Genomic DNA, 11,930 nt, shown 5'->3' with positions numbered 1-11,930 from the left:
TCATGACAGCAGTTTGGCGAGCCCCTTGGATAGCTGGAGCGCGCCGTTGAGGCGTGCCTGCGGATCGTCCCAGCCGCGGCTGATGACGAGCTTGCTGTCGGGTCGCAGCTTGGCAGTGCCCTTCAGCCGCTCGACATAGGCGAGCAGGGCGTCGAGATTGGGAAACTGGTCATTGTGGAAGTGGACTAGCGCCCCCTTCGGTCCGACGTCGAGCTTGGCGACGCAGGCTGTTCGACAATTCAGTTTGATCTCAATGACTTTTAGGAGGTTCTCCATCTCGGTCGAGAGCTTGCCGAACCGATCGATCATCTCCGCCGCGAACGAATCGATTTCCTGCTTGTTTTCAAGCTCGTTGAGCCGACGGTAGAGGCCCATTCGAAGATCGAGGTCCGGAACATAGGCTTCCGGAATGAGGATCGGCGCATCAACGGTGATCTGCGGGGAGAAATGGTCCCGCGGTTGCGCCAGCCCGCCCGACTTGGCCTCCACGATCGCCTCCTCCAGCATCGACTGGTAGAGTTCGAAGCCGACCTCCTTGATATGGCCCGATTGCTCGTCGCCGAGCAGGTTGCCGGCGCCCCGGATGTCCAGGTCGTGGGTGGCGAGCTCGAAACCGGCCCCGAGGCTCTCCAGGCTGGCGAGCACCTTCAGCCGCTTTTCGGCGGTTTCGGTGATCAGCCGGTCGGCTGGCGTTGTGAAATAGGCATAAGCCCGGGTCTTCGCTCGGCCTACCCGGCCGCGGAGCTGGTAAAGCTGAGCGAGGCCGAAACGATCGGCGCGATGCACGATCAGGGTGTTGGCGGTCGGGATGTCGAGCCCGCTCTCGATGATCGTCGTCGAGAGCAGGACCTCATACCTGCGATCGTAGAAGGCGCTCATCCGCTCCTCGACCTCGGTCGGCGCCATCTGGCCGTGGGCGACCACGAAGCGCACCTCCGGCACCTCCTCGCGCAGGAATTGCTCGATGTCGGGCAGGTCGGCGATTCGGGGGACGACGAAGAAGCTTTGGCCGCCGCGATAATGCTCCCGCAGCAGGGCCTCGCGGACCACGACCGGATCCCAGGGCATGACATAGGTGCGCACCGCCAGCCGGTCGACGGGCGGGGTCTGGATCACGCTGAGCTCGCGAAGCCCCGACATCGCCATCTGCAGGGTGCGCGGGATGGGCGTGGCGGTGAGCGTGAGGACGTGAACGTCGGCGCGCAGCGCCTTCAACCGCTCCTTGTGGGTGACTCCGAACCTCTGCTCCTCGTCGACGATGACAAGACCCAGCTTCTTGAACTCGACGCCCTTGGCAAGGAGAGCATGGGTGCCGATGACGATGTCGATCTTGCCGGCCTTGACGCCCTCCTTGGTCTCCTTCGCCTCGCGGGCGGGCACCAGCCGGGAGAGGCGGCCGATCTCGATCGGAAAGCCCTGAAAGCGTTCCCTGAAGTTCTGGAAATGCTGGCGGGCGAGCAGGGTCGTGGGCGCGATCAGAGCGACCTGGAGCCCCGACATGGCGGCGATGAACGCGGCACGCAGCGCCACCTCCGTCTTGCCGAAGCCCACGTCGCCGCAGACCAGCCGGTCCATCGGCTTGCCTCCGCCCAGATCGGCGATGACGTCGGCGATCGCCCGATCCTGATCCTCGGTCTCCTCGAAGGGGAACCGGTCGGCGAAGGCGGCATAGCCGGTGTCCGGTTCCGCTACCGCGCCTGGGCGCAGCGCTCGCTCGGCGGCGATCTTGATGAGCTCGCCGGCAATCTCGCGAATGCGCTCCTTCATCCGCGACTTGCGGCGTTGCCAGCCTTCGCCGCCGAGCCGGTCGAGCGCAACGCCGTCGCTCTCGCTGCCGTAGCGCGACAATATGTCGATATTCTCGACCGGAACGTAGAGCTTGTCGCCCCCCGCATATTCGAGCGCGACGCAATCGTGTGGCGCCTTCTGAACCGGTATCTGGGTCAGGCCCTCATAGCGGCCGATTCCGTGGTCGGCATGGACGACGAGGTCGCCCGGCGTGAGGGTGGCGAGCTCGCTGAGGAACGCCTCCGCGCTCTTCTTGCGCTTGCGTCGGCGCACCAGCCGGTCGCCGAGCATGTCCTGTTCGGTGAGCAGGGCGACGTCCGGGGTCGAGAAGCCGTGATCGAGCTGGATGACGGCCAAGGCGACCTGCTCTCGGGCAGCGGCGCCAAGCGCTTCCTGCCAATCGTCCACGGTTTCGATCTTTCGGAGGCCGTGGTCGGCAAGCAGTCCCTTCAACCGCTCGCGCGCGCCGCCCGAATAGCTGGCGAGCACGATCTTGCGTTTGGCGCGGCGCAGGTCGGCGATGTGGTTGACGACCGCCTCATAGACGTTGCCGCCCTGAGTCCGCTCGGGCGCGAAATCGCGAGCCGGCTCGATCTCGAAGTCGATCACAGTGGCGCTGTCGGGCTCGTGAAACGGCGTGACGAGGTGGAGTGGGCGCGCCTCCACGATCTTTTCCCACTCGTCGCTTGCGAGATAGAGCGTCCCCGGCGCCAGCGGTTTGTAGCTGCCGGTGTCCGAAGTCTGCGCCCTGCGGCGATTCTCGTAATAGTCGTCAATCGCCTCGAACCGGCCTTGCGCCGCGCCGGTCGCACCCGAATCGCGGACGATGACATCGCCGTCGGAGAGATGGTCGAACAAGGGAACCAGGCGTTCCTCGAACAGAGGCAGCCAATGGTCTATCCCGGCGATCCGGCGGCCCTCGGAGACCGCCTGATAGAGCGGGTCACCCGTAGCCGTAGCGCCGAACATCTCACGATAGGCCGATCGGAAGCGCTTGACGCTGGCCTCGTCGAGCAGGGTCTCGGAGGCGGGCAGGAGCGTGAAGCCGTCGATCCGTCCAACGCTGCGCTGGCTCGCGGGATCGAACAGGCGGACGCTCTCTACCTCGTCGCCGAAGAAATCGAGCCGCAGCGCCAACTCGCCGGCATGTTCGCCCAGATCCGCCTGTGCGGCGAGGCCGGCGTCGGCGGGGAAGAGATCGACTATTCCGCCGCGCACCGCATATTCGCCGGCATCGGCGACCGTATCGGTGCGAGAATAGCCGTTCGCCTGGAGCAAGGCGGCGAGCCGGTCGAGGTCGATGCGTTCACCCGGCGCGAGGCGGGCCACGAGTTGCCGGATCCGAAACGGAGTCAGCGTCCGCTGCAGAGCTGCGTTGACGGTGGTGACGAGCAGTTGCGGCTTGTCGCGCTTGCGCTGCAGCGCATGAAGCGTCGCCAGCCGCTCGGAGGTCGAACGCAGCGACGGCGAAGCGCGGTCGTAAGGCAGGCAGTCCCAAGCGGGGAAGGCGAGGGTCTCGAGCTCCGGGGCGAAATAATGGGCGGCGTCGACGATGGCGCGCATTGCCACTTCGTCCGACGCGATGAAGACCGCACGCCCGTCACGGCGGTCAGCGGCGCGCGCGAGGTCGGCAGCGAGCCATGGCAGGAAGCCCGCAGGTATTCCGGCGAGGGTCGTCGGTCGGCTGGCTGAGAGGATCTTCTGAAGTTCGCTCAAGGACTTATTCCGGTCGTTCTATATAGTTCAGCTGCCTGAGTCCCGCCATCAGGGGGCCCTGAAAGCGCGCCGGAGGCTCGGCGGTTCCGATCGCCCAGGCCATGATGTCGACGTCCTGCTCCTCGAGCAGGCGCTCGAACCAGCCGATTTCCTCCTCGCTCCACATTTTGTGGTGGCGATCGAAAAAGCCGCCGATCAGCAGGTCGGCTTCACGGGTGCCGCGATGCCAGGCGCGGAAACGGAGGCGCTTGAGGCGGGCTGACCGGTCCATGGATCCATAGGCAATGGGCCGGCGGGCTTGCTCAATCCCGTCGGCGGTGGGGGTTCGGGCTATGTAGTGCGAGCCACCGGAACATTGAAGCGGGGAATGTAGGCGCGACGATATCGACCTTCATCCATCCAGCGAGCTGTCGGGGAGCCGGAGTGGGCGAAAATGCGCGCGGATCAGCCGCACCGCTTCCGCCGGAGCGGCGAACATGAATGGGAGACTGTGCGGCGGTTCGGCGCGCGGCTAGACATGGCCGGCATGCGTCCAGACACTCTCAATTCCCTGTTCGCCGAGATAGAGGTGCTGAAGGGCGTCGGTCCCCAGCTCGCCAAGCCGCTGCACCGGCTCGGGCTCGACCGGGTGATCGACATCCTCTTTCACCTGCCCGCCGGGTGGATCGACCGGAAGCGGGTGGATCGGCTCGATCCGGTCGACGTCGGCCGGGCGATCACCGTCGTCCTGACGCCGCGCGATTATCGCCAGGGTGGCGCGCGCGGCCCGTTCCGGGTTCATGCCGAGGACGGCGACGGCGGCCAGGTTTCCCTGATCTATTTCCGCAATCCGGGCTGGGCGAGGCAGCAGCTGCCGCTCGGCACGGCGCGCATCGTATCGGGCAAGCTCGACCGCTATGGTCAGGAGCTGCAGATCGTCCATCCGGACCATGTGCTGCCGCTCGAGGAAGCGGCAGCGATCCCCGAGCGCGAGCCCGTCTATCCGCTGTCGGAAGGGCTTTCGAACAAGAGGCTGGCCGACTTCGTGGCCCAGGCGCTGGACCGGCGCCCCGAGTTCGACGAATGGATCGAGCCGAGCCTGAAGGCGAGCCGCGGCTGGCCCGACTGGGCCGACGCGCTGGCGACGGCGCATCGCGATCCGGCCGCGACAGCGGCGCGCGACCGGCTCGCTTATGACGAGCTGTTCGCCAACCAGCTGGCGCTGAGCCTGGTCCGTGCCTCCTCCCGCCGCCGCAAGGGTGTGCCGCTGCACGGCGACGGCCGGCTGCGCGACCAGCTCAAGCTGCCCTACAGCCCGACCGGCGCCCAGAACAGGGCGGTAGCCGAGATCGAGGGCGACCTCCAGCAGGAGATGCCGATGCTGCGCCTGCTCCAGGGCGACGTCGGATCGGGCAAGACGCTGGTGGCGCTGATGGCGATGCTGATTGCAGTCGAGGCGGGCGCGCAGGCAGCCCTGCTCGCCCCGACCGAGATCCTCGCCCGGCAGCACCACCAGACGCTCTCGCGTCAGCTTGCCGGGCTGCCGGTCAACGTCGCCGTCCTGACCGGGCGCGAGAAAGGGAAGGTGCGCGAATCCTGCCTGATGGGGCTGGCTGACGGGTCGATCCATATCCTGGTCGGCACGCACGCCATCTTCCAGCAGGCGGTGACCTATAAGAGGCTCGGCCTGGCGGTGGTCGACGAGCAGCACCGCTTCGGAGTCGCGCAACGGATGATGCTGGCCGCCAAGGCCGAGCGGCCGCCCCACCTGCTGGTGATGACCGCGACTCCGATCCCGCGAACGCTGACGCTCACGCACTATGGCGAGATGGACGTCAGCCGGCTCGACGAGATGCCACCCGGGCGCCAGCCGATCGAGACGCGCGTCGTCAGCGACGAGCGACTGGCCGAGGTAGTCGACGGGCTCGGCCGCCATATCGCCGCCGGCAAGCAGGCTTATTGGGTCTGTCCCCTGGTCGAGGAGAGCGAGACCAGCGATCTTGCCGCGGCGGAGGACAGGGCGGAGACGCTTCGCCGCCGGTTCGGCGACAAGGTCGGGGTCGTCCATGGGCGGATGAAGGGCCCCGAAAAGGATGCCGTTATGGCGGCATTCCAGCGCGGCGACCTCGCCGTTCTGGTCGCGACGACGGTGATCGAGGTCGGCGTCGACGTGCCCAATGCCTCGCTGATGGTCGTCGAGCATGCCGACCGGTTCGGCCTCGCCCAGCTTCACCAGCTGCGCGGACGCGTCGGCCGCGGCGAGCAGCACAGCATCTGCCTGCTTCTGCGCGGCGGCGCGCTCAGCGAAACGGCGCGGGCGCGACTCGCCTTGATGCGCGAGACCAACGACGGATTTCGAATAGCCGAGGAGGATCTGCGCCTGCGCGGCGCCGGAGAGATACTCGGCACCCGCCAGTCGGGCGAGGCTGCGTTCCGGCTCGCCGGCCCGGAGCAGACGGCCGCTTTGGCCCAGCCGGCGATGGACGATGCCCGCTTGCTCGTCGACCGGGACGGCGGCCTCGAAGGCCCGCGCGGCCAGGCGGCGCGAATCCTGCTCTATCTGATGGAGCGGGACGCGGCGGTGGGGCTGCTACGGGCGGGGTAAGGCGACGCTAGGGATCGCGTCCCGGCGATGGCTCCTAAGCGACCTTTCCCCTCCCTGCGCGCAGGAAGGGGACGATCGCACAGAATGAATCGCTGAAGGGCTCAGCTCGCCAGGTCGAAGAGGCTGTTATAGGGCTGGAAGCCCTTTTCCTCGGCGAGCGCGACGATCTCTTCCTCGCTGAGCACCTGGGTCCCGACGACATATTGTCCGCGGAACTCCTTGCCCTCGATGATCCGGTGGTAGACCGGACGATGGGTCTTGCGGAGGAACTGGGCCGCCTCGCTCGCGACGCCCGGACTGATCGCCGGCACGTGCTGCTTGGGCAAAGCGGCGCTCGCGAACGGCCGGATCGAGGCCGTGCAGCCCGTCTCCTTGCGCCAGCGCGTGATCGTCTTCTCGCCGACGCCATATTTCTCGGCGAGCTGGCGATTGGTCTTTATGGGTGCGTGATCCGTGAAATCGGACGGGCAGGGTAAGGTGGCCATATGACTTTAGCTGTTATGGATGGATGTCGCTCAGAGGAAGCGGCGACCTGATTCCTATCTGGTCAATGACGAAATAATTTCAAGCTTTTTTCATCGTTAATGCATCACCGCGACGCATGCAGCCTATCTTCCGGTCGCCGATCGGCGCGGCCGGGCGTCGATCCGTGCGAGGCGCGACGGGGTGGACGGGTCGGGAGGGGCAGCGGCGGTGGTCCAGCCCAAATGGGGCAGGGTGATCGAGCGCCGGCCGGAAAGGTCGGTACGGCAGACGATCAGGCCCTTCTCCTCGATGAAGGCCAGCATCCTTCGGGCCCGGCCGGCCGAACTGGTGCCATAGAGTGCGGCGAGTGCCGCGTCTGACGGACAGTCCGCGCCCTGGCGCGCCGCGACGGCGATGGCGAGAAAGGGCGCGAGCATCTCGTCGGGTAGGCAGGCGCCGAGCGCGATCGACTCCTCATAGTCGTCCGGATCGGCGATTCCGGCGCGGGCCATCGCGAGTCGGCGCCCGAACTCCGTCATATCCAAGGCAGCGCTGGCTCCACGCATGCGGCAGCGAAGCTGGAAATCCTGGTAGAGCGAGGCCGGCGGGTGCTGCCCGCCCTCGGCGACGATCTCGGCGAAGATCTCGGCAACGACCGTCTCCTGCTCCTCCGGACCGATGACCGGCGTCTGCGGCACCGGGGGCGGCGCCGGCGCGGCGAGATTGCGGATGATGTCGTCGGCAGGGACTGCCGGCGGCGGGGGAGGCGGCGGAGGCGGCGGCTCATTCGTGCCCGGCGCGAACAGCAGATCCTCCATGTCTGCGGCCGGCGCGGAGGGCAGGGGGATGAGCATTGGGCTGCCGCTCTTCGCAGCGGTTTTCACCGCGCCGATGCGGACGCTGATCGGGCGGCGCGAGATGGCCGGACCGAGCGCGAGGAACTGACCACGTTCAAGGTCCCGGATCACCTCGGCTTGGCGCCGTTCCATCCCGAGCAGGTCGGCGGCGCGGAGCATGTCGATGTCGAGGAAGGTGCGGCCCATGAGAAAGTTGGAGGCTTCGGCGGCGACATTCTTGGCGAGCTTGGCGAGGCGCTGGGTGGCGATCACTCCGGCGAGCCCGCGCTTGCGGCCGCGGCACATGAGGTTCGTCATCGCCCCCAGCGATGCCCGCCGGGCGTCGTCCGAAACGTCACCGGCGCCCGCCGGTGCGAAGACCTGGGCTTCGTCGACGACGACCAAAGCGGGATACCAGAGCTCGCGCGGTGCCTCGAACAGACCGCCGAGCAAGGCGGCGGCGCAGCGCATCTGCTCCTCCAGTTCGAGCCCTTCGAGGTTGAGCACGACCGAAGCGCGATGCTCGCGAATCCTGACGGCGAGGCGGGCGACGTCGGGCAGACTATATTCGGCGGCATCAATCGACACGTGGCCGAATGCTTCGGACAAGGAGACGAAGTCACCCTCGGGATCGATGACGACCTGCTGGACGAGGCCTGCACTGCCTTCGAGCAGGCGGCGCAGAAGATGCGACTTGCCCGATCCCGAATTGCCCTGAACGAGGAGGCGCGTGGCGAGCAGCTCTTCGAGGTCCATAAGGACGGGGCTGCCGCCGCTGTCGGTGCCCATGTCGATTCTGGCTGTCATGGCAGAGCTTTGGACGATGGCGGCGGGTGGCGGCAAGCGCGTTGAGGTGAATGCCGATGCAGGCGGCACATCGACCGCTCGAAATGCGAGCCCCCTCGATGGACCCGTCGGCCTCCGTCGCGGGCTCTACCCCTGGTGGCTTTTCCCAACTTCTGGTGAATCGTCCACGCCGAGGCCGGCAAAATCACGGCTACCCGGCCGCTAACTCCCTGAAAATCCACGATCCCTGTGGTCTGGCACGCATCGTGCTGAGCGGCAGGTGTCCAGGCGGGAGATGGCCCGCCGCGCCAGAGGAGTAGATCGATGCAGAATGGCCGGACTTGGCTCATCGCCCGCGACGACACGTTCCTGGGAGTCTGCGAGGGCCTCGGGGAGGATTTTGGGATCAATCCTACCTTTTTCCGGGTCGCATTCTCGGTTTCGCTGCTGTGGAATCCCGCCGCCGTCGTCGCTGCCTATCTCGGCCTTGGAGCGATCGTCATGGTCAGCCGCCTGATCGTTCCGAACCCTCGTCCGGCGACGGCCCCCGAGCAAGCCGCCAAGAGCGGAGAGGCCGAGCCGGCCCGGGACAATGACAATGCGGAGGCGCTGCCGGTCGCAGCCTGATCGGGATTTGCGGACGGCCTGGCCACAGACTGCATTTTCTTCTCCAAGGCTATAGGCCGCGGCGCGTATTGGAACGGACCCGTTCCCGAATGAGTTGGTCGCCGGAAAGAGGAGGTATCGGATGAACCGGACGATCAGCATCAGCCTGGGCGGACTCATACTCGTCATCATCATCGTCGCGCTGATCTTCTAGGCGCGCCAGCGGCACGATTCCGGCGCGCACGAGCCGCAGTCGCTCGGCCTTCAGGGCGTCAGCAGGCCATGCTTCTTCCTGCCGGCTGATATCCGCACGTCGCAGGTGACTGCGATCGGCACGTCTTCGTCCACGCGGCGATTGTCGATCCGCGCCCCGCCCTGAGCGATCAGGCGGCGAGCCTCGTTCTTCGAGGCGACGAGGCCGAGACCGACCAAAGCCTCGACCAGGGTGGTGCCGCCCTCGATCTTCAGCGTCGGCAATGCCTCGCCGGCCGCGCCTTCTTCGAAGGTGCGACGGGCCGTTTCGGCCGCCTCGAACGTCGCCTCGACGCCATGCGCCATGGCGGTGGCGGCATCGGCGAGGATCTTCTTGGCATCGTTTATCTCGGCGCCTTGAAGCTCCTCGAGCCGTGCGATCTCGCTCAGCGGAAGGTCGGTGAACAGCCTCAAGAAGCGACCGACATCGGCATCCTGGGTGTTCCGCCAGAACTGCCAGTAATCATAAGGGCTGAGCTGGTCGCCATTGAGCCAGACCGCCCCCTGCGCCGTTTTGCCCATCTTGCCGCCGTCCGCAGTGGTGATCAGCGGCGTCGTAAGCCCGTACACCTGGGTACCGTCCACCCGCCGCGCGAGCTCGATGCCGTTGACGATATTCCCCCACTGATCGGAGCCGCCCATCTGGAACCGGCAGCCGAGACGACGCGACAGCTCGAGGAAGTCATATCCCTGGAGAATCATGTAGTTGAATTCGAGGAAGCTCAGCGACTGCTCGCGGTCGAGCCGCAGCTTCACGCTGTCGAAACTCAGCATCCTGTTGACCGAGAAATGCTGGCCGATCTCGCGCAGGAACGGAATATGTTCCAGCCTGTCGAGCCAGTCGGCATTGTCGACCATGATCGCGTCGGTCGGCCCGGTGCCGAAGGTCAGGAACCGCTCGAACACCCGCTTGATCGAAGCGATATTGGCGTCGATCGTCTCGGCGCTGAGCAGCTTTCGCGCCTCGTCCTTGAAGCTGGGGTCGCCGATCTTCGACGTTCCGCCGCCCATCAGCACGATCGGCTTGTGTCCGGCCTGCTGGAGCCGGCGCAGCATCATGATCTGGACCAGGCTGCCGACATGGAGCGACGGCGCCGTCGCATCGAAGCCGATATAGCCGGGCACGATCTCGCGCGCCGCCAGGCCGTCCAGGCCCTCCGGATCGGTGACCTGGTGGATGTAGCCGCGCTCGTCGAGCAGGCGGAGGAGATCGGACTGGTAGGCGGTCATGGCCGGGCGGTTAGCATGTGCGTCGTCAACCACAAACCCGTTCGGTCCACGTCACCCGTCCTTCGGGAATTTCAGTTCTTGCGGCTCAAGATCCGCATCGCGTCATCGAGCCCCGCCAGGGTCAGCGGGTACATGCGGTCTTGCATCAGCGCGCGGACGATCTGGATCGATCCGGTATGGCTCCAATAGGGCTCCGGCACCGGGTTTAGCCAGACGGCCGCCGGGTAGGTAGCTGTCATGCGCTTCAGCCAAACCGCACCCGCTTCGTCATTATGATGTTCCACCGAGCCGCCGGCATGGGTGATTTCGTAGGGGCTCATCGACGCGTCGCCGACGAAAATGACCTTATAGTCATGACCGAACTTGTGGAGCACCTCCCAGGTCGGGGTACGCTCTTGGAAGCGGCGGTGATTGTCTTTCCAGACTGCTTCGTAGGGGCAGTTGTGGAAATAGAAGAATTCGAGATTCTTGAACTCGCTCGTGGCGGCCGAGAATAATTCCTCCATCAGCTTGATATGGGGGTCCATCGATCCGCCCACGTCGAGGAACAGCAGCAATTTCACGGCATTGTGGCGTTCGGGACGCATCCGGATGTCGAGCCAGCCCTTGCGAGCGGTGCCATCGATCGTGCCGTCGAGGTCGAGCTCCTCGGCCGCGCCTTCGCGCGCGAAGCGGCGCAGACGTCTCAGCGCGACCTTGATGTTCCGGGTGCCGAGCTCGACGTTGCTGTCGAGATTGCGGAACTGGCGCTTGTCCCACACCTTGATCGCGCTGCGATTCCGGCCGCCTTCCTGGCCAATCCGCACGCCTTCGGGATTGTAGCCATAGGCGCCGAAGGGGGAGGTGCCGGCGGTGCCGATCCATTTGCTGCCGCCCTGGTGCCGCTCCTTCTGCTCCTCGAGCCGCTTCTTCAACGCCTCCATGATATCTTCCCACGAGCCGAGCGACTTGATTTCCTCCATCTGCTCGGGCGTCAGATAGAGCTCGGCGATCTTGCGCAACCAATCCTCGGGTATCGGCGCGGCGTCGGTGCCGTAGACGGCCTCGATGCCCTTGAACACCTTACCGAACACCCGGTCGAACCGGTCGAGCAGACCTTCATCCTTCACGAAGGTAGCTCGGGCGAGATAGTAGAATTCCTCCGGCCGGGCCGCGATCACGTCGGAATCCAGGGCCTCGAGAAGCGTCAGATGTTCCTTCAGGGAGGCCGGAATCCCCGCGGCGCGAAGCTCGTCGACGAAGGAGAAGAACATCGCTCCGGTCTACCTTGTCCGCCGCCTTCGCGCCACCTTGATCGAGCGCTCAGGGGCGGGATGCAACACATACAAAGGACGGAGGACGGGATGCTGACACTCTACAGTCTCGGCCCGGGCGCCAATGCCTTGAAGCCTTTGCTCACGCTCTATCGGAAGGGCGGGAAGTCAAAGGCATAAGCCTCGATCCTGCACAATTTGAACATCATGAGGTTTGGTTCGAGGCGATCAACCCCAACGGCCAGGCGCCGGCGCTGGTCGACGGCGGCCGGGTGATCACCGGATCCACGGTGATCTGCGAGTATCTCGGCTGGCGGCGAAGCGGATGTTCGCCGAAGTGCCGATGGAAAGGCTGAAGCCGCAGGGGGCCGAGGCCCTGGCGCGGCCCCCCGCCGCCGGTACTTAACATCGTTT

The 11,930-nt window shown here is 65.8% G+C and carries 9 protein-coding genes; 3 read left to right on the top strand and 6 right to left on the bottom strand.

Features of this window, described 5'->3' with window-relative positions:
• On the bottom strand, positions 1–3,504 hold the full coding sequence (mfd, locus tag EKM57_RS10625; protein WP_129792480.1) for a transcription-repair coupling factor: 3,504 nt from the start codon (positions 3,502–3,504) through the stop codon (positions 1–3).
• Positions 3,505–3,508: 4 nt separating this feature from the next.
• Positions 3,509–3,775: a succinate dehydrogenase assembly factor 2 gene (locus EKM57_RS10620; RefSeq protein WP_129792479.1), complete on the bottom strand. Its 267-nt coding sequence runs from the start codon at positions 3,773–3,775 to the stop codon at positions 3,509–3,511.
• A gap of 255 nt (positions 3,776–4,030) precedes the next feature.
• Between EKM57_RS10620 and recG the strand changes: the two genes are divergently transcribed.
• Complete coding sequence (recG, locus tag EKM57_RS10615) at positions 4,031–6,088, top strand: ATP-dependent DNA helicase RecG (RefSeq protein WP_129792478.1); 2,058 nt, start codon at positions 4,031–4,033, stop codon at positions 6,086–6,088.
• Positions 6,089–6,189: 101 nt separating this feature from the next.
• On the opposite strand, the gene EKM57_RS10610 is transcribed toward recG, so the two are convergent.
• Together EKM57_RS10610 and EKM57_RS10605 are read right to left on the bottom strand one after the other, a co-directional pair.
• The gene (locus EKM57_RS10610; RefSeq protein ID WP_129792477.1) at positions 6,190–6,573 is read right to left on the bottom strand and encodes a hypothetical protein; all 384 of its coding nucleotides are present in this window, start codon (positions 6,571–6,573) and stop codon (positions 6,190–6,192) included.
• Positions 6,574–6,696: 123 nt separating this feature from the next.
• Positions 6,697–8,196, bottom strand: a complete 1,500-nt coding sequence (locus EKM57_RS10605; protein ID WP_129792476.1) for an ATP-binding protein — start codon at positions 8,194–8,196, stop codon at positions 6,697–6,699.
• Between the two features lie 303 nt (positions 8,197–8,499).
• On the opposite strand from EKM57_RS10605, the gene EKM57_RS10600 reads away from it, so the two are divergent.
• Positions 8,500–8,802: a PspC domain-containing protein gene (locus EKM57_RS10600; protein WP_129792475.1), complete on the top strand. Its 303-nt coding sequence runs from the start codon at positions 8,500–8,502 to the stop codon at positions 8,800–8,802.
• A gap of 243 nt (positions 8,803–9,045) precedes the next feature.
• Here EKM57_RS10600 and tyrS read toward each other — a convergent pair whose 3' ends face one another.
• Positions 9,046–10,263, bottom strand: coding sequence for a tyrosine--tRNA ligase (gene tyrS, locus EKM57_RS10595; RefSeq protein ID WP_129792474.1), 1,218 nt, complete (start codon positions 10,261–10,263; stop codon positions 9,046–9,048).
• Between the two features lie 71 nt (positions 10,264–10,334).
• Positions 10,335–11,516, bottom strand: coding sequence for a VWA domain-containing protein (locus EKM57_RS10590; RefSeq protein WP_129792473.1), 1,182 nt, complete (start codon positions 11,514–11,516; stop codon positions 10,335–10,337).
• 176 nt (positions 11,517–11,692) lie between these two features.
• Here EKM57_RS10590 and EKM57_RS10585 point away from each other — a divergent pair, with 176 nt between their 5' ends.
• Positions 11,693–11,872 carry a glutathione S-transferase family protein gene (locus EKM57_RS10585; RefSeq protein ID WP_243451004.1) on the top strand — a complete coding sequence of 60 codons (180 nt, stop codon included), beginning with the start codon at positions 11,693–11,695 and terminating at the stop codon, positions 11,870–11,872.
• Positions 11,873–11,930 lie beyond the last annotated feature (58 nt).

This window comes from Sphingosinicella sp. CPCC 101087 (assembly GCF_004151485.1).
GTDB lineage: Bacteria > Pseudomonadota > Alphaproteobacteria > Sphingomonadales > Sphingomonadaceae > Allosphingosinicella.
The sequence above is the reverse complement of the archived record's forward strand: the minus strand, read 5'-3'. Positions and strand labels throughout refer to the sequence as shown.